Origin of the sequence: Methylobacterium ajmalii, assembly GCF_036448855.1 — a bacterium.
GTDB lineage: Bacteria > Pseudomonadota > Alphaproteobacteria > Rhizobiales > Beijerinckiaceae > Methylobacterium > Methylobacterium ajmalii.
On sequence record NZ_JAZFXT010000010.1, the window covers coordinates 78,051 to 101,149 of the forward strand.

The 23,099-nt window shown below is 70.7% G+C and carries 21 protein-coding genes; 16 read left to right on the forward strand and 5 right to left on the reverse strand.

Going from position 1 to position 23,099, the window contains the following annotated elements; translation table 11 throughout:
- Positions 1 to 103: 103 nt before the first annotated feature.
- The 4 genes from V3T34_RS04405 to V3T34_RS04420 all read left to right on the forward strand — a co-directional run bounded on the left by V3T34_RS04405 (position 104) and on the right by V3T34_RS04420 (position 3,987).
- Positions 104 to 1,537, forward strand: a complete 1,434-nt coding sequence (locus V3T34_RS04405) for a homospermidine synthase (protein WP_060845512.1) — start codon at positions 104 to 106, stop codon at positions 1,535 to 1,537.
- Between the two features lie 110 nt (positions 1,538 to 1,647).
- On the forward strand, positions 1,648 to 2,214 hold the full coding sequence (locus tag V3T34_RS04410) for a Uma2 family endonuclease (RefSeq protein ID WP_305077425.1): 567 nt from the start codon (positions 1,648 to 1,650) through the stop codon (positions 2,212 to 2,214).
- A gap of 14 nt (positions 2,215 to 2,228) precedes the next feature.
- Positions 2,229 to 2,576, forward strand: coding sequence for a hypothetical protein (locus tag V3T34_RS04415; RefSeq protein ID WP_060845510.1), 348 nt, complete (start codon positions 2,229 to 2,231; stop codon positions 2,574 to 2,576).
- Positions 2,577 to 2,580: 4 nt separating this feature from the next.
- Positions 2,581 to 3,987, forward strand: coding sequence for an amidase (locus tag V3T34_RS04420; protein ID WP_091886027.1), 1,407 nt, complete (start codon positions 2,581 to 2,583; stop codon positions 3,985 to 3,987).
- A gap of 6 nt (positions 3,988 to 3,993) precedes the next feature.
- Here the strand turns inward: V3T34_RS04420 and gltX are convergent, their stop codons facing one another.
- Positions 3,994 to 5,340: a glutamate--tRNA ligase gene (gene gltX / locus V3T34_RS04425; protein WP_305077424.1), complete on the reverse strand. Its 1,347-nt coding sequence runs from the start codon at positions 5,338 to 5,340 to the stop codon at positions 3,994 to 3,996.
- Between the two features lie 81 nt (positions 5,341 to 5,421).
- Here gltX and V3T34_RS04430 point away from each other — a divergent pair, with 81 nt between their 5' ends.
- The 8 genes from V3T34_RS04430 (at position 5,422) to V3T34_RS04465 (ending at position 13,951) form a co-directional block, all read left to right on the forward strand.
- Positions 5,422 to 6,444: a mitochondrial fission ELM1 family protein gene (locus V3T34_RS04430; RefSeq protein ID WP_407942672.1), complete on the forward strand. Its 1,023-nt coding sequence runs from the start codon at positions 5,422 to 5,424 to the stop codon at positions 6,442 to 6,444.
- Between the two features lie 31 nt (positions 6,445 to 6,475).
- Entirely contained in the window at positions 6,476 to 7,468 is a 993-nt protein-coding gene (gene trxB / locus V3T34_RS04435; protein ID WP_305077423.1) for a thioredoxin-disulfide reductase, read from the forward strand.
- 111 nt (positions 7,469 to 7,579) lie between these two features.
- Positions 7,580 to 8,470: a LysR family transcriptional regulator gene (locus V3T34_RS04440; protein WP_048434235.1), complete on the forward strand. Its 891-nt coding sequence runs from the start codon at positions 7,580 to 7,582 to the stop codon at positions 8,468 to 8,470.
- Between the two features lie 100 nt (positions 8,471 to 8,570).
- On the forward strand, positions 8,571 to 9,050 hold the full coding sequence (locus V3T34_RS04445) for a nucleoside deaminase (protein WP_305077422.1): 480 nt from the start codon (positions 8,571 to 8,573) through the stop codon (positions 9,048 to 9,050).
- 116 nt (positions 9,051 to 9,166) lie between these two features.
- On the forward strand, positions 9,167 to 9,469 hold the full coding sequence (locus V3T34_RS04450) for a hypothetical protein (RefSeq protein ID WP_305077421.1): 303 nt from the start codon (positions 9,167 to 9,169) through the stop codon (positions 9,467 to 9,469).
- Between the two features lie 155 nt (positions 9,470 to 9,624).
- Positions 9,625 to 11,574, forward strand: a complete 1,950-nt coding sequence (acs, locus tag V3T34_RS04455; RefSeq protein ID WP_305077420.1) for an acetate--CoA ligase — start codon at positions 9,625 to 9,627, stop codon at positions 11,572 to 11,574.
- 383 nt (positions 11,575 to 11,957) lie between these two features.
- Positions 11,958 to 12,266: a DUF485 domain-containing protein gene (locus V3T34_RS04460; protein WP_060845505.1), complete on the forward strand. Its 309-nt coding sequence runs from the start codon at positions 11,958 to 11,960 to the stop codon at positions 12,264 to 12,266.
- Positions 12,263 to 13,951, forward strand: a complete 1,689-nt coding sequence (locus tag V3T34_RS04465) for a cation acetate symporter (protein ID WP_305077419.1) — start codon at positions 12,263 to 12,265, stop codon at positions 13,949 to 13,951. Before V3T34_RS04460 ends, V3T34_RS04465 begins: the two co-directional genes overlap by 4 nt.
- Positions 13,952 to 14,103: 152 nt before the next feature.
- On the opposite strand, the gene V3T34_RS04470 is transcribed toward V3T34_RS04465, so the two are convergent.
- Together V3T34_RS04470 and purH are read right to left on the reverse strand one after the other, a co-directional pair.
- On the reverse strand, positions 14,104 to 15,387 hold the full coding sequence (locus V3T34_RS04470; protein WP_091886016.1) for a DUF3422 family protein: 1,284 nt from the start codon (positions 15,385 to 15,387) through the stop codon (positions 14,104 to 14,106).
- Positions 15,388 to 15,496: 109 nt separating this feature from the next.
- A complete protein-coding gene (gene purH, locus V3T34_RS04475) occupies positions 15,497 to 17,098 on the reverse strand; it encodes a bifunctional phosphoribosylaminoimidazolecarboxamide formyltransferase/IMP cyclohydrolase (protein ID WP_305077418.1) in 1,602 nt (533 codons plus the stop codon).
- A gap of 288 nt (positions 17,099 to 17,386) precedes the next feature.
- Between purH and V3T34_RS04480 the strand changes: the two genes are divergently transcribed.
- Together V3T34_RS04480 and V3T34_RS04485 are read left to right on the forward strand one after the other, a co-directional pair.
- Complete coding sequence (locus tag V3T34_RS04480; RefSeq protein WP_305077417.1) at positions 17,387 to 18,709, forward strand: hemolysin family protein; 1,323 nt, start codon at positions 17,387 to 17,389, stop codon at positions 18,707 to 18,709.
- A gap of 118 nt (positions 18,710 to 18,827) precedes the next feature.
- Positions 18,828 to 19,232: a penta-EF hand family protein gene (locus tag V3T34_RS04485; protein WP_060845500.1), complete on the forward strand. Its 405-nt coding sequence runs from the start codon at positions 18,828 to 18,830 to the stop codon at positions 19,230 to 19,232.
- Between the two features lie 109 nt (positions 19,233 to 19,341).
- On the opposite strand, the gene V3T34_RS04490 is transcribed toward V3T34_RS04485, so the two are convergent.
- A complete protein-coding gene (locus tag V3T34_RS04490; protein WP_060845499.1) occupies positions 19,342 to 19,575 on the reverse strand; it encodes a hypothetical protein in 234 nt (77 codons plus the stop codon).
- 336 nt (positions 19,576 to 19,911) lie between these two features.
- On the opposite strand from V3T34_RS04490, the gene V3T34_RS04495 reads away from it, so the two are divergent.
- Complete coding sequence (locus V3T34_RS04495) at positions 19,912 to 20,937, forward strand: adenylate/guanylate cyclase domain-containing protein (RefSeq protein WP_175539947.1); 1,026 nt, start codon at positions 19,912 to 19,914, stop codon at positions 20,935 to 20,937.
- Positions 20,938 to 21,646: 709 nt separating this feature from the next.
- Positions 21,647 to 22,078, forward strand: coding sequence for a Ros/MucR family transcriptional regulator (locus V3T34_RS04500; RefSeq protein ID WP_060845498.1), 432 nt, complete (start codon positions 21,647 to 21,649; stop codon positions 22,076 to 22,078).
- A gap of 57 nt (positions 22,079 to 22,135) precedes the next feature.
- Here V3T34_RS04500 and V3T34_RS04505 read toward each other — a convergent pair whose 3' ends face one another.
- Complete coding sequence (locus V3T34_RS04505; protein WP_060845497.1) at positions 22,136 to 22,930, reverse strand: DUF1194 domain-containing protein; 795 nt, start codon at positions 22,928 to 22,930, stop codon at positions 22,136 to 22,138.
- Between the last annotated feature and the right edge of the window lie 169 nt (positions 22,931 to 23,099).

Here is a 23,099-nt window from a genome sequence, read left to right on the forward strand (position 1 = left end):
CGCGCGTCATCCTGACCTGCTAGTCGAGCCGACCGGCTCGGGGGCGCGTGTCCCCGCAGGCGGGGCGATACCACAGACCACGAGTCCGGAGACCTTGAGCGCCATGACCGACTGGCCCGTCCACGGCCGCATCAGCGGCCCCATCGTGATGATCGGCTTCGGCTCGATCGGCCGGGGCACCCTGCCCCTGATCGAGCGCCACTTCACCTACGACAAGGCCCGGTTCACGGTGGTCGAGCCGTCGGACGCCCACAAGGCGCTCGCCGACGAGCACGGCCTGCGCTTCGAGCAGGTCGCGCTGACCAAGGACAATTACCGCGAGATCCTGACGCCCCTCCTCACCGAGGGCGGCGGCCAGGGCTTCTGCGTCAACCTCTCGGTCGACACCTCGTCGCGGGACATCATGGAGCTGTGCCGCGAGATCGGCGCGCTCTACATCGACACCGTCGCCGAGCCGTGGCCGGGCTTCTACTTCGACAAGAACGCGGGTCCGGCCGACCGCACCAACTATGCCTTGCGCGAGCAGGTGCTCGACGCCCGCCGCCGCAACCCGGGCGGCCCGACCGCGGTGTCGTGCTGCGGCGCCAATCCCGGCATGGTGTCGTGGTTCGTCAAGCAGGCGCTCCTGAACCTCTCGGCCGAGCTCGGCCTCAAGACCCCCGAGCCGAAGAGCCGCGAGGAGTGGGCCGCGCTGATGCGCGAGGTGGGCGTCAAGGGCATCCACATCGCCGAGCGCGACACCCAGCGGGCCAAGTCGGAGAAGCCGCAGGGCATCTTCGTCAACACCTGGTCGGTCGAGGGCTTCGTCTCGGAAGGCAACCAGCCGGCGGAGCTCGGCTGGGGCACCCACGAGACCTGGATGCCGGAGAACGGCCGCACCCTGCCGAACGACGCTCCGGCGATCTACCTGCTGCAGCCCGGCGCCGACACCCGCGTGCGCTCCTGGACCCCGACCGGGCAGGCGCAGTTCGGCTTCCTCGTCACCCACAACGAGGCGATCTCGATCGCCGACTACTACACGGTGCGCCAGGACGGTAAGGCGGTCTACCGGCCGACCTGCCACTACGCCTACCACCCCTGCAACGAGGCGGTGCTGTCGCTGCACGAGATGTGGGGCCAGGCCGGCAAGGTGCAGGAGAAGCACCACATCCTCGACGAGAACGAGATCGTCGACGGCATCGACGAGCTCGGCGTGCTGCTCTACGGCCACGGCAAGAACGCCTACTGGTACGGCTCGCAGCTCTCCATCGAGGAGACCCGCCGCATCGCCCCCTACCAGAACGCCACCGGCCTCCAGGTGACCTCGGCGGTGCTCGCCGGCATGGTCTGGGCGCTGGAGAACCCCGAGGCCGGCATCGTCGAGGCCGACGAGGTCGATTTCCGCCGCTGCCTCGAGGTCCAGACGCCGTATCTCGGCCCCGTGGTCGGGGTCTACACCGACTGGACGCCGCTCTCGGGCCGCCCGGGCCTCTTCCCGGAGGACATCGACGAGACCGATCCCTGGCAGTTCCGCAACGTGCTGGTGCACGGCGCGTAACGCCTGAGCTTGCGGCACCGCGCCCCTTCTTCGGGCGCGGTGCCTCACCGCCGCGGGCTGTCGTCCGCTTCCGCCCGGTGCTACCATCGCGCCGGTGACAGGGAGCCGTCATGTCGCTCGCGCTGCGGCGCGCCCCGCGGATGCGGGTCGCCGATTTCATCGCCATGATCCGCGAGCGCCCGGACGAGGAGCGCTGGGAGCTTCTCGACGGCGAGGCGGTGCTGATGGCACCGCCGAGCGAGCGGCATCAGCAGATCGTCAGCAATCTGCTCGCCGCCTTGCGCCCGCTCGTGGCGAAATTCGGCTGCCGTGCTCTACCGGGCCTTGGGCTGCGCAACGACTTCGTCGACGATTACGCGCCGATCCCCGATGTCGTCGTGCGGTGCGGCCCACTTCTCACGGACGGCTATGCCCGCGACCCTCTCATCGTCGCCGAGGTCCTGTCGCCGTCGACACTGAACAATGACCGAGGCCGTAAGGCGGCGTTCTACCAGGCCCTCCAGACCCTGCGCGCCTATCTGATCGTCTATGCCGACGAGGCCCGGGTCGAATTATGGTCGCGCGGAAACGGCCCCGACGCGACCCTGCGCGTCCTCGGCCGCGACGACACGATCCCGCTGCCCGATCTCGGCGGGGAAATCCCCGTCGCTGCACTCTACGATGGCATTCCCCTCTGACGCCCGAGCCGCCCTTGCCCCATTTCGACGAATTCTACGCCAACAAGCTGCGCGGCTCCCTCGGGGTGACCGACGCCGAATCGGTGCTCGACCTGCGGGGCGCGCCCCGGGCCCAGGCCGAGGCCTCGCTCGCCGACATGCTGGAGCGCAGCCGCTTCGCCAAGGGCAAGACCGTGGCGGTGCGGTTCGACGGGCCGGTGCCCGGCGGCGGCGAGACCCTGTTCCAGCCGGTCGGACGCCAGCTCCTCGACGCCAAGCGCCGCGGCTGGGTCGAGCGGCTCCAGACCCTGCCGTCCCAGGACGGGCTCGGCTTCTACGTCGCCCTCGCCGGGCGGCCCGAGAAGACGCCCGAGGCCCGCTGACGCGATGGACCAGCCGGCTTCCGACAACCTCGCCGACCTCGCGGCGACCGAGCTTCTCGCCCTCTACGCTCGCCGCGCCGTCTCGCCGGTGGCGGTGGCGCGGGCCGTGATCGCCCGGGCCGAGGCCCGGGAGCCCCACCTCCACGCGCTCTACGCCTTCGCGCCCGAGGCGGCGCTGGCCGCCGCCCGCGCCTCGGAGGCCCGGTGGATGAGAGGCGAGGCCCTGCCCCTCGACGGGGTACCGGTCACCATCAAGGAGAACATCGCCACCAAGGGCGTGCCGATGCCGCTCGGCACCGCCGCCCGGGACGACGCGGCCCCGAGCCCGGCCGACGCGCCGGCCACCGCCCGCCTGCGCGAGGACGGGGCGGTGATCTTTTCCGCCACGACGATGCCGGATTACGGCATGCTGTCCTCGGGACTGTCGAGCTTCCACCCGCTCACCCGCAACCCGTGGGACCTCGCCAGGGGCCCGGGCGGCTCCTCGGCCGGCTCGGGCGCGGCCGCCGCGGCGGGCTACGGGCCGATCCATCTCGGCACCGATATCGGCGGCTCGATCCGCCTGCCCGCTTCCTGGTGCGGCGTCGTCGGCCACAAGCCCAGCCACGGCCGCGTGCCCCTCGACAACGCCTTCTACGGCCGCTGCGCCGGACCGCTCACCCGCACGGTCGCCGACGCGGCGCTGGCGATGCGCGCGATCAGCCGCCCGGACGACCGCGACCCGACCGGCCTGCCCCCGGCCGACCTGCCCTGGCTCGACCTCGACGGAATCGACCTGAAGGGCCTGCGCCTCGGCCTGGTGATGGAGGCGGGCGCAGGCCTCCCGCTCGATCCGGGCAACCGTGCGGTGATCGAGGCGGCGGCGGCTCTCCTGGCGCAGGCCGGCGCGAGCGTTACGCCGGTACCGGCCTTCCTGACGCAGGAGATGCTCGATGGGCTCGACCGGTTCTGGCGCCAGCGCGCCTCCCTCGACATCGACGCCCTCGACGAGGCGCGCCGCGCCCGCGTCCTGCCCTTCATCCGCGACTGGGCGGCGGGCGGCCGGGATCTGAGCGGCGCGGCCGTCTTCCACGGCATGGCCCAGATGGCGGCGATGCGCGACGCCGCGCTCGCGGCGATCCGGCCGTTCGATTTTCTGATCGGTCCGGTCTCGCCGAACCCGCCCTTTCCGGCCGAGCACGCCTCGCCGACCAACGACCCCGCCCGGGCGATGCACCACATCGCCTACACGGTGCCGTTCAACATGTCGGAGCAGCCGGCGGTCTCGGTCCCGGCGGGGTTCACCCCGGACGGGCTGCCGGTCGGCCTGCAGATCGTCGGCCGGCGCTTCGACGATGTCGGCGTGCTGCGGCTCGCCCGCGCCTTCGAGCGGATCCGGCCGGCGCTCCGGCCGTGGCCGGGGGTGGCCTGACCGAGGTCAGGCCGTCTCGCCCTTCAGCCGCGCCAGCGCCCGCGCCCGTCCGATCAGCGGCAGCAGGCCGGCGAGGTCGGGGCCGTGGTCCAGCCCCGTCAGCGCCAGGCGCAGGGGCAGGAACAGGGCCTTGCCCTTGAGGCCGGTGGCGTTGCGCACCGCCTCCGTCACCCGCTTCCAGGTCGTGGCGTCCCAGGGCTCCTCCGGCAGGGCCTCGCGGGCGACGGCGAAGAGATGCGGCGTCTCGCCGATCACCGGCGTCACCGGGCCCTCGACCACCCGCCACCAGTCCGCGGCGTCCGACACGCGGGTGAGGTTCGCCTTCACGACCTCCCAGAACGCCTCGGCCCGCTCAGACGCGACGCCGAGGGCGGCCAGGCGCTCCGCCACCGCCGCGTAGCCCAGGCCGTGCACGACCCGGGCGTTGAGACCGTCGAGCTCGTGCTCGTCAAACTTCGCCGGCGCCCGCGAGACGTGGGCGAGGTCGACGAGGGAAGCCAGCTCGTCGAGGTCGGAGACCGGCCGCACCGCCTCGGCCGAGCCGGTGAGGACGGCGAGCGCCGCCACCGCCATCGGCTCGTAGCCGGCCGCGCGCAGGCCGCGAAGCGACAGGTGGCCGAGGCGCTTCGACAGCCCCTCGCCGCTCGCCGTGGTGAGCAGGTTGTGGTGGGCGAAGACCGGGACCGGCGCGCCGAGCGCGGAGAAGATCTGGATCTGGACCGCCGTGTTGGTGACGTGGTCCTCGCCGCGGATGACGTGGGTCACCCCGGTCTCGGCGTCGTCGACCACGGAGGGAAGCGTGTAGAGGTAGCTGCCGTCCTCGCGGATCAGCACCGGGTCGGACAGGCTGTCGGCCTCGACGTGGCAGGGGCCGCGCACGAGGTCGTCCCAGGTCACCGTGCCGGGATCGAGGCGGAAGCGCCAATGCGGCCGGCGCCCCTCGGCCTCGAAGGCGGCGCGCTCCTCAGGGCTGAGCTTCAGGGCGGCGCGGTCGTAGACCGGCGGCAGGCCGCGGCCGAGCTGGCGCTTGCGCCGGCGATCGAGTTCCTCGGCGGTCTCGTAGGCCGGGTAGAGCCGGCCTACCGCCTTCAGGCGCTCGGCGGCCGCGTCGTAGATCGCCAGACGCTCCGACTGACGGAACATCCCGTCCGGGACGATGCCGAGCCAGCCCAGATCCTCCTCGATCGCCGCGGCGAACTCGGCCGTCGAGCGCGCCGTGTCGGTGTCGTCGAGGCGCAGCCAGAACCGGCCGCCCGCCCGGCGGGCGAACAGGGCGTTGAACAGGGCCGGCCGGGCGTTCCCGATATGCAGGAAGCCGGTGGGCGAGGGAGCGAAGCGGACGACGGGTGCCATGCGGCCCTCGTAGAGCATCGCCCGAGCGCGGCGCAATCGGCGGGTTGTTGCCGCCGCCCCGTGACGCCGGCTTGACAGCGCTTGCCCCGCCGCCGCATCGCCACGATGGTGGACGCCTCCCCTCCCCCAGCCAGCCTGCTGCCGCCCGACACGACGGTCTGGCTCGTCACCGACGGCAAGGCCGGCGACCTCGCGCCGTGCCGCGGCCTCGCGGAGGCCTTGGGGTCGACGCCCGTGGAACGGCGCATCGCACCGCGCCCGCCCTTCTCCTGGCTGGCGCCCCGGGGCCCGGCCGATCCGCGCGAGCGGGCGCTCATCCCGCCCTGGCCGAATCTCGCCATCGCGACCGGCCGGCGGGCGGTGCCGGCGTTGCGTGCCATCAAGCGCCGCTCGGGGAACGACACCTTCACGGTGTTCCTGCGCGATCCGCGCATCGGGACGCGGGCCGCCGACCTGATCTGGGTGCCGGCCCACGACCGCCTGCGCGGTGCCAACGTGATCGTGACCGAGGCCGGGCCGCACCCGGTCTCGCCCGCCCGCCTCGCCGCGGCGCGAACCCATCCCGATCCGCGCCTCGCCGCCCTCCCCTCGCCCCGCATCGCCGTGCTGGTCGGCGGCGACAGCCGGCACGGGCGTTTTTCGGAGGCGGATGCGGCGCGCCTCCTCGCCGGACTGGAGCGCCTGTCGGAGGGCGCGAGCCTGATGGTCACCGCCTCGCGGCGCACGCCCGCCGCCCTGCGCGCGGCGCTCTCCGATCTCGTCCGCCGCCGCGGCGGGTTCGTCTGGGACGGCAGCGGCGAGAATCCCTACCTGGCGATGCTGGCGCTCGCCGACACGATCGTGGCGACGGGTGATTCGGCCAACATGGTCGTCGAGGCCTGCGCCGCCGGTGTTCCGGTGCGGCTGTTCGAGCCGGCGAACGTCTACGCCCGCCATCGCACGCTGTTCGAGACCCTGAAACGGCACGGAACTGTGCATGCTTTCGACGGACGGGTTGAAGCGTTGCGCCCCAAACCCTTAGACATGACCCTCGCGATCGCGCAGGCCGTGGCGAATGCCTATATGGGGCATCGCGACGCGCTCGCCCGTCGGACGGCTCGCTAGAGCCCGACCGGCGGCAGCCCCGGAGATTCCTATGTCGACGACCCCGCAGGCTCCCCAGCACGAGAAGCTCGTGATCATCGGTTCCGGCCCGGCCGGTTACACCGCCGCGATCTACGCCGCCCGTGCCATGGTCGAGCCGCTGCTGATCTCGGGCTTCCAGCCCGGCGGCCAGCTGATGATCACCACCGACGTCGAGAACTATCCCGGCTTCGCCGAGGCCATCCAGGGCCCGTGGCTGATGGAGCAGATGCGCGCCCAGGCCGAGCATGTCGGCACCCGGATCGTCTCGGAATACATCGCCAAGGTCGACCTCGCGCAGCGGCCGTTCCGCCTCGAGGCCGATTCCGGCGCGGTCTTCACCTGCGACGCGCTGATCATCGCCACCGGCGCCCAGGCCAAGTGGCTCGGCCTGCCCTCCGAGGCGAAGTTCCAGGGCTTCGGCGTCTCGGCCTGCGCCACCTGCGACGGCTTCTTCTTCCGCAACAAGGACGTGGTGGTCGTCGGCGGCGGCAACACCGCGGTCGAGGAGGCGCTGTATCTGGCCAACCTCGCCTCCAAGGTCACGGTGGTCCACCGCCGCGACAGCTTCCGGGCCGAGCGCATCCTGCAGGAGCGCCTGTTCAAGCACCCGAACGTCGAGGTGGTGTGGAACCACGCGGTGGAGGAGATCTGCGGCCGCGACAAGCCGGCCCCCTCCGTCACCCATCTGCGCCTGCGCGACACGGTCACCGGCGCGATCACCGAGCGCAAGGCGGACGGCGTGTTCATCGCCATCGGCCACCAGCCGGCCACGGCCGTGTTCGAGGGGCAGCTGCCCTTCCGCGCCGGCGGCTACCTCGAGGTGACGCCCGGCACCGCCATGACGGCGATCCCCGGCGTGTTCGCGGCGGGCGACGTGACCGACGACGTCTACCGGCAGGCGATCACCGCCGCCGGCATGGGCTGCATGGCCGCCCTCGAGGCGGAGAAATACCTGGCGAACCTCGCGATCGGCGAAGAGCCGCGCAAGGCGGCGGCCGAGTAGGGGACAATCGACCGGGGCCGGGGATGAGCCCCGGTCCCGGCCTTGTGGCGTTCGCTCTGAACTCACCGGCTCATCCGAGCCGGCCGGAGCTCTGGCGAGGGGTTGACGGCCGTGGACTGGGACAAGATCCGGATTTTCCTCAACGTCGCCGAGGCGGGCAGCTTCACCAAGGCGGGCGACGACATCGGCCTCAGCCAGTCGGCCGTCAGCCGCCAGATCAGCGCGCTCGAGCGCGAGCTGAAGGCGCCGCTGTTCCACCGCCATGCCCGCGGGCTGATCCTGACCGAGCAGGGCGATCTGCTGTTTCGGGCCGCCCGGGACATGAAGATGCGGCTGGAGACGACGCGCGCGCGCCTCGTCGAGACTAGCGAACGCCCGTCCGGCGACCTCAAGGTGACGACGACGGTGGGTCTGGGCACCGCCTGGCTGTCGCAGCGGGTGGCCGAGTTCCTCGACCTGCACCCGGACGTGCGCGTCGAGCTGATCCTGACCAACGAGGAACTCGACCTCGCCATGCGCGAGGCCGACGTGGCCATTCGGCTCCGGCGCCCGGCCCAGCCGGACCTGATCCAGCGCCGGCTGTTCACGGTGCACTACCACGTCTTCGCCTCGCTCGAATACATCAAGCGCTTCGGCGAGCCGAAGACCATCGACGACCTCGACAAGCACCGCCTGGTCTCGTTCGGCGGCGACCAGCCCTCCTACCTGATGGCGACGCACTGGCTCGCCACCGTCGGGCGCGAGGGGCGCGAGCACCGCACCATCCACTTCACGGTCAACAACATCTCGGCGCTGCAGCTCGCGGTCGAGACCGGCGCCGGCATCGGCATCCTGCCGGACTACGTGGCGGACGGGAACGAGCAGCTGGTCCAGGTGCTGCGCGACTACGAGATGCCGAACCTCGAGAGCTATCTCGTCTACGCCGAGGAGATGCGCACGGTCGCCCGCGTCCAGGCCTTCCGGGACTTCCTCGTCGCGAAGGCGCAGCGCTGGACGTATTGAGGGGCGGCCGGTTTCGCGGCCCCCTCTCCCCGCTTGCCTTTCCGGCAGGCGGCGCCATGCTCCCTCGGGTAACCGTAAGGCCTGGCCGCGAGGAGCCCCGATGACCGACGACGAGACCTTCATGGCGCGGGCCATCGCCCTGTCGGAGCACACCTCCCTGGTCGAGAGCGCGGGGGGCGCCTTCGGCGCCGTGATCGTGCGCGACGGGCAGATCGTCGGTGAGGGCGCCAACCGGGTCGTCGCCGAGAACGACCCGACCTGGCACGCCGAGATGGCGGCGATCCGCGACGCCTGCCGCAAGGAAGGCAACTTCAAGCTGCACGGCGCCACGCTCTATACCTCGGCCGAACCCTGCCCGATGTGCATGGCCGCCGCCTACTGGGCCGGCATCTCGCGGATCTTCTACGCCTCGACCAACGAGGACGCCCTGAAGCACGGCAACTTCGACGACAGCATGATCTACGAGGAGATCCGCAAGCCCGCGGGCGAGCGCAAGATCCCGATCCGCCAGATCATGCGGGCCAAGGCGATCGAGGTCTGGGAGCGTTACGAGGCCAAGGCCGACCGGGTGCCGTACTGACAGGCGAGGTGCGGGGCGGCACATCCCGGGCGAACCCCTCACCCGTCGCGGCGTTGTCCTTCGAGGATGCTTCGGAATTGGTTCCGCAAGCCTCGGATCTACGAAGGAGGCCTTTCATGCGTTCGACGCGTCGTCTCGCCGCCCTCGGCCTCGGCCTCACCGGCCTCGTGGCGACGGCCCTCGCTCCCGCCCCGCTCCTCGCCCAGGGCGCCCCCGAGACGCGGGACATCGCCGTGCACGACACGGCCGTCACCGGCTCGCTCGGGCCGGGCAGCCGTACAACCACCGATGTCGGCCAGACCAAGCCGCCGGGCGCGGCGCTCGGTCCCGATTCGGGCCCGACCCCCGAGCTTCAGGCGCGCGACCGCGAGATCGGCCGCAAGATCGAGACCGAGATCTGCACCGGCTGCACCGAGTAGCCCGCTCCGGTGCCGTGCCCTTCGCCCGGCGCATTAATCCAAGGTGCATTAGACGGAATGATCGGTTGCGGGCGCCGCGAGCCGACGCCTACACCGACCGCAACCAGCCCGGGACCTGCGCCGTGACCGGGCGGCAGAGGCAGGGGAGCAACGCCATGAGCCAGCGGGTCGTCGAGGTCAGCCAGGATGCGCGCGCGCGGGCGCATATCGACGAGGCGAAGTACCAGTCCTGGTACCGGGCCTCGATCGACGATCCCGAGGCGTTCTGGCGCGAGCACGGCAAGCGGATCGACTGGTTCACGCCCTACACAAAGGTCAAGGAGACGACCTTCGGCCCCGGCGACGTCTCGATCCAGTGGTTCTCCGACGGCGTGACCAACGCCGCCCACAACTGCATCGACCGGCACCTCGAGACCCGCGGCGACCAGGTGGCGATCATCTGGGAGGGCGACGACCCGTCGGAATCGCGCCACATCACCTACCGCGAGCTGCACGCGGAAGTGTGCCGGATGGCCAACGTCCTGCGCAACCGGGGCGTGTCGAAGGGCGACCGGGTCACCATCTACCTGCCGATGATCCCCGAGGCCGCCTTCGCGATGCTGGCCTGCGCCCGCCTCGGCGCGATCCACTCGGTGGTGTTCGGCGGCTTCTCGCCGGATTCCCTCGCCGGCCGCATCCAGGGCTGCGACTCGAAGCTCGTCATCACCGCCGACGAGGGCCTGCGCGGCGGCCGCAAGGTGCCGCTGAAGGCCAATGTCGACGCGGCGATCCAGCGCCTGCCCGCCGACAGCGTCGACCACGTGATCGTGGTGCGCCGCACCGGCGGCGGCGTCGAGATGGACCCGATCCGCGACGTCTACTACGACGCGGCCGCCGCCCAGGTCACCGACGAGTGCCCGGTCACCCACGTCGAGGCCGAGCACCCGCTCTTCCTGCTCTACACCTCGGGCTCGACCGGCCAGCCGAAGGGCGTGGTCCACACCACCGGCGGCTACCTCGTCTACGCGGCGATGACCCACCAGTACGTCTTCGACTACCACGAGGGCGACATCTACTGGTGCACCGCCGATGTCGGCTGGGTCACCGGCCACTCCTACATCCTGTATGGACCGCTGGCGAACGGCGCCACGACCCTGATGTTCGAGGGCATTCCGACCTACCCGTCGATCTCGCGGTTCTGGGAGGTCGTCGACAAGCACAAGGTCAACATCTTCTACACCGCGCCGACCGCGATCCGTTCGCTGATGGGTGCCGGCGAGGCGCCGGTGAAGAAGACCTCGCGCGCGTCCCTGCGCACCCTCGGCTCGGTCGGCGAGCCGATCAACCCCGAGGCCTGGGAGTGGTACTACCGGGTGGTGGGCGACGAGCGATGCCCGATCGTCGACACCTGGTGGCAGACCGAGACCGGCGGCATCCTCATCACGCCTTTGCCCGGCGCGACCCCGCTCAAGCCCGGCTCGGCGACCCGGCCGTTCTTCGGCGTCAAGCCGGTGGTGGTCGACAGCGACAACAAGGTCCTCGACGGCGCCTGCGAGGGCAACCTCTGCATCGACGATTCCTGGCCCGGCCAGATGCGCACGGTGTGGGGCGACCACGAGCGCTTCGTCCAGACCTACTTCTCGACCTTCCCGGGCCGCTACTTCTCGGGCGACGGCTGCCGGCGCGATGCGGACGGCTATTACTGGATCACCGGCCGGGTCGACGACGTCATCAACGTCTCGGGCCACCGGATGGGCACGGCGGAGGTCGAATCCTCGCTGGTCGCGCACCCGAAGGTCTCCGAAGCCGCGGTGGTGGGCTATCCGCACGACATCAAGGGCCAGGGCATCTACGCCTACGTCACCCTGATGCAGGGCGAGGAGCCCTCGGACGCGCTCCGCAAGGAGCTGGTCGCCTGGGTGCGCAAGGATATCGGGCCGATCGCCTCGCCCGACCTGATCCAGTTCGCCCCCGGCCTGCCCAAGACCCGCTCGGGCAAGATCATGCGCCGCATCCTGCGCAAGATCGCCGAGGACGAGTTCTCCTCGCTCGGCGACACCTCGACGCTGGCCGAGCCGGCCGTCGTCGACGACCTGATCGAGAACCGCCAGAACCGCACCCACTGACCCGGCGGCCGGGCCCCGGGCACGACCATCGGGGCCCGTGCCGGCTCGGCTCCCGGCTGCGCCGCCGCGCCGATCGCGCGGCGGCGTTCTCCTGCGCGGCATCACCGCGGCGGCCAGCAGAGCCGTCGATCACGCCACCGGCGATCTACTAAACCTTCGTAGCACGACACGGCTTTTCAATCGTTTCGCGCTGGCAATCGCCGCCATTTCAGGTCATTCGCTGTGTGCGCTGCAGCAGCGGATAGTCGGCACAAGATTGTCCGTTACGATCCGGCAACATTCTCAGCCCGCATCGGCCGCCTCGTCGATGACGGGCGCGAGGCGACCTGCGCCCGGCTGACGAAAGACCGACAGGCGAAAGACAACAGGGAGGAGGCCCGCCGATGGCGGAGATCGATCATTCACGGGTTCTGGCGAGCCCGAAATTCCGGCAGCTCGTCACCGAACGCACCCGCTTCGGCTGGATCCTGTCCGGCGTGATGCTGGGCATCTACCTTGTCTTCATCCTGCTCGTCGCCTTCGCGCACGGCCTGATGGCGACGAAGGTCGGCTCCGGCGTCACCTCGCTCGGCATCGTGCTCGGCCTCGTCGTCATCGTGGCGGCCTTCGTGCTGACCGGGATCTACGTCGCCCGGGCCAATGGCCGCTTCGACGACCTGACCCGCGACCTCAACCGGGAGCTCGGCCGATGACCGCCCGCCGCATCGCCGTCGTGGCGCTCCTGACGATCGTCGGGGCCGGCGCCGCGCTCGCCGCCGGACCGGATCTCGGCGCCGTGCAGAAGCAGGCGACGAACTGGACCGCCGTCGTCATGTTCCTGCTCTTCGTGCTCGCCACGCTGGGCATCACCTACAAGGCGGCCGCGGGCTCGAAGTCGGCGGCCGACTTCTACGCCGCCGGCGGCGGCATCTCGGCCGGCCAGAACGCGCTCGCCATCGCGGGCGACTACATGTCGGCCGCCTCGTTCCTCGGCATCTCGGGGCTGGTCTTCTCGTCGGGCTTCGACGGGCTGATCTACTCGATCGGCTTCCTGGTCGGCTGGCCGATCGTGCTGTTCCTGATTGCCGAGCGCCTGCGCAACCTCGGCAAGTTCACCTTCGCCGACGTGGCGAGCTTCCGCCTCGACCAGACCCGGATCCGTATCCTGTCGGCGACCGGCACTCTCGTGGTGGTGGCGTTCTACCTGATCGCCCAGATGGTCGGCGCCGGCAAGCTGATCCAGCTCCTGTTCGGCCTCGACTACCTCACCGCCATCGTCGCGGTCGGCATCCTGATGATCGTCTACGTCGCCTTCGGCGGCATGAAGGCGACGACCTGGGTGCAGATCATCAAGGCCTGCCTGCTGCTCGCGGGCGCGTCCTTCATGGCGCTCGCCGTGCTGTGGCGCTACGGCTTCAATCCGGAGGCGCTGTTCGCGGCCGCCGTCGCCGAGCATCCCAAGCACGAGGCGATCATGGCGCCGGGCGGCCTCGTCGCCGACCCGATCTCGTCCCTGTCGCTCGGCATCGGCCTGATGTTCGGCACCGCCGGCCTGCCCCACATCCTGATGCGGTTCTTCACGGTGTCGGACGCCCAGGCCGCCCGCAAGTCGGTGTTCTACGCCACCGGCCTCATCGCCTACTTCTACATCCTGACCTTCATCATCGGGTTCGGCGCCATCACCTTCCTGATGGGCGACCCGAGCTACTTCAAGGCCGGGGCGAACGGCGCCTACGACCGGATCACCGGGCTTCTCGGCGGCAGCAACATGGCGGCGGTGCACCTCGCCAACGCCACCGGCGGGTCGCTCTTCCTCGGCTTCATCTCGGCGGTGGCCTTCGCGACCATCCTGGCCGTGGTCGCCGGCCTGACGCTCGCCGGCGCCTCGGCGGTCAGCCACGACCTCTACGCCCAGGTCTTCGCCCGCGGGCGCACGACCGAGGCCGGCGAGGTGCGGCTGTCGAAGATCTCGGCCGTCGTGATCGGCATCGTGGCGATCTATCTCGGCTACGTCTTCGAGAACCAGAACGTCGCCTTCATGGTCGGCCTCGCCTTCGCGGTGGCGGCGAGCTGCAACTTCCCGGTGCTCGCGATGTCGATCCTGTGGAAGGGCACCACCACGCTCGGCGCCCTCGTCGGCGGCCTTATCGGCCTCGTCAGCGCGGTCGTGATGGTGGTGCTGTCGAAGGCCGTGTGGGTCACCACCTTCGGCCATCCGGCGGCGCTCTTCCCCTACGACAACCCGGCCCTGTTCTCGATGCCGCTCGCCTTCCTGGGCATCTGGGCGGTCTCGAAGATCGACAACTCGGCGCGGGCCAAACGCGAGCGGGCGACCTTCGAGGCGCAGTATGTGCGCTCCGAGACCGGCATCGGGGCGTCCGGCGCACACGCGCATTGATGCGGCGAGGGGCGGCGGCCGTTGCGGCCGCCGCCCCTTTCTCGTCGTCCGGTGACGAGGTTGCTATCCGCCCTCGCCCGGACGGCGGAAGCACTGTTGCAAATACCTAAAGGGTGCCGAGGTCGTCGCGACGGACGAGCCGGTGCTCCCCCTCAATGCCCCCCGGGCTCCGCATGCATCCGCCGGATGCGCCGGACCGTCCACCACACGCCCGCCAGCACCACCGGCACCGCGACCGCGGTCCCGACCGTCGCATCGACCGGCACGCCGGCATGGTGGACGCCCTCCAGGACGTGGTGGACGAGGCTCGCGACGTAGTAGGTGATCGCCGCGACCGACAGGCCCTCGACGGTCTGCTGCATACGCAGCTGCAGCCGCACCCGGTCGTTCATCGATTGCAGCTGGGCCTGGTTCTGGCGCTCCAGCTCGATGTCGACCCGGGTGCGCAGCATCTGGGCCGCCCGGGCGAGCTTGCGCGAGAGCAGGTCCTGCCGCTCGGCGATCGTCGTGCAGGTGCGGATCGCCGGGTTGTAGCGCCGGGCGAGGAAGACCGACCAGCTCGTCTGCCCGGGCAGCGCGTGCTCCCCCGAGGAGGAGAGGCGCAGGCGCACCAATTCGTCGTAGGCCCGGGTGGCGCCGAAGCGGTACATCGCCCGGGAGGCGCCGGCCTCGAGCTCGGCGGCGAGCCCGATCAGCTCGTCGAGGAGGGCGTGGTTCTTCTCGAACCCCTCGCTGGAGCGCATCGCCTCCATCAGGGGCGGCAGCGCGGTCTCGATCCGCCGGATGGTCGGCCCGAGCGCCTGCGCCTCCGGCAGGCCGAGGAGGGCCAGGGTCCGGTAGGTCTCGATCTCGAGCAGGCGCTGCACCAGGGTGCCGGCGCCGAGCCGGCTCAGGCGCCGGTCGGCCACCACGATGCGGACGTAGCCGTGCGGGTCGGGCTGGAAGTCGGTGGCGATCACCGCGGCGCCGCCCTCGGCCTCCGCCATCGCCAGGGAGGCGGCGTTGAAACCCGATACGACGTCGGCCGGCAGGCCCCCGTCGACCGCCGGCAGGAGGTGGAGGTCGACCGCGACGAGGAGCGGGCCGGGCTGGGCCACCTCCCCCATCGCGCCCTCGATCGCGTCGGGCTGGGGCTGGAAGGCATGGCCCTGGGCGTCGCCGTACTCCCAGGTATAGGTGGTGAACTCGCTGTGGCTCTCCCAGCGCAGGATCGCGCCGGAGAAGATCACCCGATGCTGCTTGGCGCCCAGGGCCGGGCCGGGATGGCCGAGGCCGGCGCAATAGGCCTCGAGCGCGTCGCGGTCGGCGGCGGCGGCATCGCCGTCGGTCAGGAAGGCGTAGTGCAGGAAGCGGCGGGGCGTCTTGACCGGCGTGAACGGCCGGGCGTGGACCTCCGCCAGCACCCGGGCTCGCAAGGGGTGTTCGTCCAGCCGCATTCGTCGAGGTCCCGCCTGTCGTCCCGGCGAGGCTTGGCCGAGGCCGGCCCGGGGGTCAACGGTCCGGTCGGCGAAGGCCGCCCCCCGATCGGGCGACGGCCGTCGTCGGTCAGTGCCGGAAGTGGCGGTGACCGGTCAGCACCATGGCGAGGCCGGCCTCGTCGGCCGCGCGGATGACGTCGTCGTCGCGCATCGAGCCGCCGGGCTGGATCACCGCCGTGGCCCCGGCCTCGGCCGCGGCGAGAAGGCCGTCAGCGAAGGGGAAGAACGCGTCCGAGGCCACCACCGCGCCGCGGGCGAGGCTCTCGGGCAGGCCGGCGGCCTTGGCGGCCTCGGCCGCCTTCCAGGCGGCGATGCGCGAGGAATCGACCCGCGACATCTGCCCGGCGCCGATGCCAACGGTCGCGCCGTCCTTCGCGTAGACGATCGCGTTCGACTTCACGTGCTTGGCGACCCGGAAGGCGAAGCGCAGGTCCGACAATTCGGCCTCGGTCGGCGCACGCCTGGTCACGACCTTGAGCGGCATGTCGTCGACGACGGCGTTGTCACGGTCCTGGACCAGGAAGCCGCCCGCCACCGTGCGCCACGCTTGGCCAGGGGCGCGGGGATCGGCGACGCCGCCGGTGGTGAGGAGGCGCAGGTTCTTCTTGGCGGCGACGATCGCGGCCGCCTCCTCGGTGGCGTCGGGCGCGATGATCACTTCCGTGAAGATCTCGACGATCTTCTTCGCGGCTTCCGCGTCCAGCGTGCGGTTGAGCGCGACGATGCCGCCGAACGCCGAGACCGGATCGCAGCGAAGCGCCCGCTCGTAGGCCTCGATCAGGCTCGCGCCCTCGGCGACGCCGCAGGGGTTGGCGTGCTTGACGATGACCACTGCCGCGGTGCGGGCAGGATCGAACTCGCTCACCGCCTCGTAGGCGGCGTCGGTGTCGTTGATGTTGTTGTAGGACAGCTCCTTGCCCTGGAGCTGGCGCGCGGTCGCCACGCCCGGGCGCGGGGCGCCGGCCGTGCGGTAGAACGCGGCCTTCATGTGCGGGTTCTCGCCGTAGCGCAGGCCCTGGGCCAGCGTGCCGCCGAGCGCCCGGAAGGTCTGGGTCTCGGGCGCGGCCTCGATCTCGCCGGCGAGCCAGGTCGAGATGGCGGCGTCGTAGGAGGCCGTGCGGGCATAGGCCTTCTGGGCCAGCCGCCGGCGGGTCGCGAAGGCGACGGCGCCGTCATGGGCGTCGAGGTCGGCCAGCACCGCAGCGTAATCGGCGACGTCGACCACCACGGCGACGTCCTTGTGGTTCTTGGCCGCCGCGCGGATCATCGCCGGTCCGCCGATATCGATGTTCTCGATGCACTCGGCGGCGGGCTTGCCGGCGGCGAGCGTCGCCTCGAACGGATAGAGGTTGACGACGAGGAGGTCGATCGCCGCGATGCCGTGGGCCAGCATGGCGGCCTGGTGCTCGGGGTTGTCGCGGATCGCGAGCAGCCCGCCATGCACGCCCGGATGCAGGGTCTTGACCCGCCCGTCCATCATCTCGGGGAAGCCGGTGAGGTCCGAGACCTCCGTCACCGTCAGGCCCGCCTCGGTCAGCGCCCGGTGGGTGCCGCCGGTCGAGACCAGGGTCACGCCGCGGGCGGCGAGCGCGCGGGCGAACTCCACCAGCCCGGTCTTGTCGGAGACGGAGAGAAGCGCACGGGAAATGCGGGACAGGTCGCTCGCCATGATGAACCGGGTCTTTCGGTCGTGGAGCGCGGCGCGGCGGAGATCCCGGACAAGGGAAGAAAGCCTGAGCCGGCGCAGGATCTTGCCGGCGCCTAGCAGAAACTGCGGGTCGAGGCCAGATGTTGCGCCGCGGGATGACGGACGGCGTCCACCGTCTTTCCGCGGCGGCATCGGGCGTGGAGGAGCGGCGGATCGGGCATCCGACGGATAGGCTCGGAGGAGCAGACTTGCTATGAGGGGGCCGGCCACGCCCCGCCCCGGGAGCGGCCGGTCGCGCCACGGGAGGCGGTGATTTTCTCCGACAGTCCCTGGGGGACGGGCCTCGGCCTGTTCGCCATCGTGTTCCTCGTTTTCGCGAACGGGTTCTTCGTCGCGGCCGAGTTCGCCCTCGTGGCCGTCCGGCGCAGCCGGGTCCAGGAGCTCGTCGCCGAGAAGCGGATCAATGCCGGCGCCCTGCAGCGGGCGATCGACAGCCTGGATTCGCACCTCGCCGCCACGCAGCTCGGCATCACCATCTCGTCGCTGGCGCTGGGCTGGGTCGGCGAGCCGGCGCTCGCCCACCTGATCGAGCCGCTGCTCGCCTTCCTGCCGCAGGGCGTCAGCACGGCCGGCGCCCACGCCATCGCGGTGGTCTTCTCCTTCGTGGTCATCACCTCGCTGCACATCGTGCTCGGCGAGTTGGCGCCGAAGAGCCTGGCCTTGCAGCGCAGCGAGCGCACCGCGCTCGCCATCGTGCGGCCCCTGCGGCTGTTCCTGCTGGTCTTCCGCCCGGCGATCTCGTTCCTCAACGGGCTCGGCAACGGCGTGCTGCGGCTGTGCGGCCTGCAACCGGGCTCCGGCGAGGGCTCGCTCCACTCCACCGCCGAGTTGTCGCTCCTGGTGGCGGCGAGCCAGGAGGCCGGCCTGATCCAGGAATCGCAGCAGGCGGCGGTCCAGCGCATCTTCGGCATCGGCGAGCGGCGGGTGCGGGACATCATGACACCGCGCCACGAGGTCGACTGGATCGACGTCGAGGATCCGCGCGAGGCGGTGCTGGAGACGATCCGCGCCTGCCGCCACGAGCAATTGGTGGCGAGCCGCGGCGAGATCCACGAGATCGTCGGCGTGCTGCGCAAGCAGGACGTGCTCAACCAGCTCCTCGACGGGGCACCGATCAGCCTCGACGCGATCATCCGCGAGCCGATCGTCGTGCACGAGGGCATGCCGATCCTGCGGGTGCTGGAGACCTTCAAGGCCAAGCCCGTCCGGATGGCGATCGTCGTCGACGAGTACGGCGACCTCGAGGGCATCGTCACCCAGACCGACCTCCTCGAGGCGATCGCCGGCGACATCCCGGAGACCGACGACGACGAGCCGATGGTGGTCGAGCGCCAGGACGGATCGCTGCTCATCGATGGAATGATGCCCGCGGTCGAAGCATTCGAGCGCCTCGGCCTCACCGAACGGCCCGATACCGACGACTTCTCGACGCTCGCAGGCTTCGTGATCTTCCAGCTCGGACGTATTCCGACCGCCGGCGACGGCTTCGAACGCGGCGGCTGGCGTTTCGAGGTCGTCGACATGGACGGGCGCCGGGTCGACAAGATCCTGGCGGAACGGCTCGGCGCGTGACCCGCCCTTGCGTCAGAAGGGGTTGCAAAGCTTCCCGCAACGGTTAGGTATCCGCTTGCCAGATTATCCCATTTCCCCGACGGGAGATGGACGACGATTCTCGCGCCGGAGACTTTCGATGCTGAACCGCACCCTGCTTCTCGCCGCCCTGCTCGCCGCGCCGCTGGCGCTTCCGGCCTCCGCCGAGGCCAAGCCGGCGGCCGACCGCACCATCGCGGCCGTCGACACCGACTCCGACGGCACGCTCGACCTCGCCGAGGTCAAGGCCGCCGCCGCCGCGGTGTTCGACAAGCTCGAGAAGGATGCCGACGGCACGCTCGACGCCAAGGAACTGAAGGGCCGCCTGAGCCGCCAGCAGCTGATGAAGGCCGATCCGGACAACGACGGCACGCTGACCAAGGACGAGTACGTCGCCCTGGCCGAGAGCCTGTTCAAGGCCGCCGACCCGGACAACGACGGCACGCTCGACGCCAAGGAGATGAAGAGCCCGGCCGGCAAGACCCTGGCTCGCCTGATCAAGTAAGCGTCCCCGGCGAAGCCCGCTCCTGCGGACGGGGGCTTCGCGAGGGACACCGGGAGAAACAACGGAACGGGGCGGCCCCTCACGGGGCCGCACTTTTTCAATCGATGGATCAGTCGCAGCGCTCGCTGCGGACGGTCTTGCTGTCGCCGTACTCGTTGGTCTTCTTGACGGTCTTGGTCTCGCAGCCACCGACCGAGCCGGTCGACTCGACCGAACGCTTCTCGATCACGGTGCTGCGCTCGACAGGCGCCGAATCGCGGCGGATCACCGTCACGTCCTCGGCCAACGCCGGAACGGTGACCAGGGCGGCGAGGGTCGCCAGGGTGGCAAGACGAAGAGACATTGTCGGCTCCAGGCTCGAATGCTGTTCCGGACTGCAAACGCCATGGTCAAGCCAACAGTTCCACAGGTTTCCGCAGCAGACCGGCTCCGCGATGCGCCGGCGATCGAAGCGCCGCCGAGGCGGCGATCTGCGCCCTCGTGTCGCCGGTGCCCTCAAATCGGCGCGAATCCCGGCTGAACTGCCCTGACGCCGCGGGCCTGCCCCGAGCCCGCCGCGGCCCAGGAGAGCGCCATCGTGCCCGCAGCCGGCCCCGCCGACCACCGCTCATCGGGGGAGCCGGATTCCGTCGGGCTCGCGGCGCGCGCCGCCGAGTTCCTGCGCACGCTGCGGCTGCCGATCCCGCAGCACGCCTGGTTCTGGATCGGGATCCTGGCGCTCAGCGCCGGGGCCGGCCTGCTCTACGACGCGCTGTTCAAGAACGGCATCCCGCTGGTGGCGGCGATCCACGGGGTGTTCATCGGCGCCTGCGCGCTGCTGATGGAGCGCGGTACCCTGCTGCCGCGGCTGCAGGCACGCCTGCGTCGCCTGCCGACCTTCCTGTACGTGCCCATCGCCGAGCTCGCCTATGTCGGCATGATCACCCTCGGGCACGCCACCGGCGGTGTCATCGTGTGGAGCACGGGCCTGAGCCCCGAACCCTTCGCCGAGGCGGTGGTGCCCTCGCTCCGGGTCCTGGTCTACGCGCTCGCCGTCTCGGCGCTGCTCGTCTTCGTGGTGCGCATGCGCGACCTCATCGGCGCCGAGGTCTTCGTCAACCTGCTGGTCGGCCGCTACCACCGGCCCGTCGAGGAGGAGCGCATCTTCCTGTTCGTCGACGTCGTCGGCTCCACCGCCTACGCCGAGACCCACGGGGCGCTGAGAACGCAGGCGTTCCTCAGCGCCGTCTTCGCGACCCTGGCCGAGCCGGTGCGGCGCTGCCAGGGCTCGACCGACGACTTCGTCGGCGACATGGCGATGATCACCTGGCCGATGGCCCGCGGCCTGCAGGGCGCCCGCTGCGTCGCCTGCGTGCTGGCGATCCAGGACAGCCTGACCCGGGACGCGGCGGCCTGGCAGGAGCGCTTCGGCACCGTGCCGCGCATCCGGGCCGCCCTGCATGGCGGCCCGGTGGTCACCGCCGAGATCGGGGTCGACCGGCACAAGATCGCGTATTTCGGCGATGCGGTGAACGTCACCGCCCGGCTTGAGGCCCTGTGCCGCACCCTCGACGCGCCGGTGCTGATCTCCGGCGACCTCCTGGCGAAGCTGCCGCGCCTGCCCGAGGGCGTGCGCGCGCGTCCGCTCGGCGAGCACGCGGTGCGCGGGCGCGACCAGGTCCTGGCCGTCGCGGCCCTCGAGCCGGCGACGCAGACGGCGGCCTGAAAAGGCCGCACGATCGACCCGGTTCCGGCAATCGACCGACAGCATTCGACCGCCCGGTCCCGCACCGCGGAGCGAACCCGCCGGTCTTCGGCGTCCGATCGCGCACGGATCGGCCAGCGTCACGCCGGGCCTGCACGTTCACCGCAGTCTTCGCCACCCGTCGCACTGTATCGCAGCACCCGACGGCGTCGGGAAACGCCGCCCCGCGCCGATTCGCCGTCGATCGATTCGTGCATAACTGAATTGCGACAGCATCGATCACCGAGCAACTCTTCGCGCCCGCCCGCGACACCTTGTGGTTGGTCGCTCGATCGGCCGAAGGCCGCCGTCGGCGATTGCACCGGCTTCGATCGTCGACTTGCGACAACAGGATGAAGCTCGCACCGTTCAAAAGATAACAAATCCTCCAGATGGCATAAGCCGAAGAGGATATGGCCGAGGCATCGCCGACGGCAGAGATAGTTGCCCGGGACGCGCAGGCTGAGGCGAGCACAACCCTGCCTCGATCCCCCCTCCTGCAAGATTTATGAACGGCATTGAGCCGCTGGGGAAGGTCGCTTGTTTTTCCCTTGCGGTTCTGGCGCCGACGCCATAGTTGCACGCAGAAGCAAACCCGGACATGGCCTGCCGTTTCGGCGCCCTCCCACAGAGTCCTGAGGCAGGGATGTCCGAACGTGTCATGGATCGATCGGGAGAAGAGGACTAAGTGATGAGTGACACCGAGGCGTCGACGGACCACATCCAGCTGGCGGCGGATATCGTGGCGGCATTCGTGAGCAACAACTCGTTGCCGGTTGCCGAGCTTCCGGCCCTGATCGCTTCGGTCCACTCGGCGTTGGGCGGCCTCGGCAACACCGAGACGGCGGACCCGGCCGAGCCGCTGACCCCGGCCGTTCCGATCAAGAAGTCGATCATGCCGGATTATCTGGTGTGCCTTGAGGACGGCAAGAAGTTCAAGTCGCTGAAGCGCCACCTGCGCAGCCGCTACGGCCTGACGCCGGAAGAATACCGCGCGCGCTGGAACCTGTCGCCCGACTACCCGATGGTGGCACCGAACTACGCCGCGGCGCGCTCGGAACTGGCCAAGACCATGGGCCTCGGTCAGCAGCGGCGCAAGGCGCTGCGCGGCAACGAAGGCTGAGCCGGACCGCGGGCCGAAGGCGGCCTGCTGCATCTACAGATTGCAAACGGCGTCGCGCTAATCCCAGTCGGGGTTGGGCCGCTCGCCGATCAGGCAGTTGGCCCGGGGCTCGCCCTGGGCCCGCTGCAGCAGCGGTCCGGGATCGCCGCTTGCCACCTCGCGGATGATCTTGGTGCGGATCGCGGCGGCGAACTGGTCGCGCTCGCGGACCGGCACCATGAAGCTCCCGCTCCCGCCGATCACGCAGTCGCGGTAGTAGCGGTCGAGATCCTTGATGTCCCACGGGCCGCTCGGCTCGCGGATCATCAGCGGCAGGCCGTTGATGACGATCCCCTGCCCTACCGCATCGTCCCGCGCCCGGGTGACGGAGCGGCCCTGGTTGTTCGGCCCGTCCCCCGACACGTCGATCACCCGCCGCATCGCCTCGAAGCCGCTGCCGGCAAGGAGTCCGGCGGAAAAGTCGATCGCGCTGGCGATCGAAGTCCAGGTCGAGCGCCGGGGCGGGCTCTGGCTCAGCCGTTCGGCGAAGCCGGCGGCCTCCTCTGCTCCGGCGATGAGCGTCCAGGGCACCACGACCCGCTGGTTGCCAACCCCTGCCCACTCGACGTAGGTCACGGCGATGCGCCCGACCATGCCCTGGCGGATCGCCTGGTGCACCGCCGGGTTGCGGAACGCCTCGACGTAGCCCTCCCGCTGCACCGCCTGCTCGTCGCCGGTCATCGACAGGGAGACGTCGACCGCCAGCACCAGGGCGACGTCGACCTCGACCGGCGCGTCCGCGGCCCGGACCGGAGGGCCTGCCGCCGTGGCGGCGAGGAGGCAGGCGAGAAGCGCGGCGACGCGTGACCTCATCCGGGAACTCCCGTGCGCCGGCCCGAGACACCCCGGCGGAGCACCAGGATCGGCCGAGCGGCAGCCCGAATGCAAGCGCCGCGAAGGCCTTGCCCCGACACGCTCGCGTGAGGGGCCGCCGTCTCAGGCCGATGCGGGCCCCCGGGGCGAGGTGGCGTTCTGCTGTGGA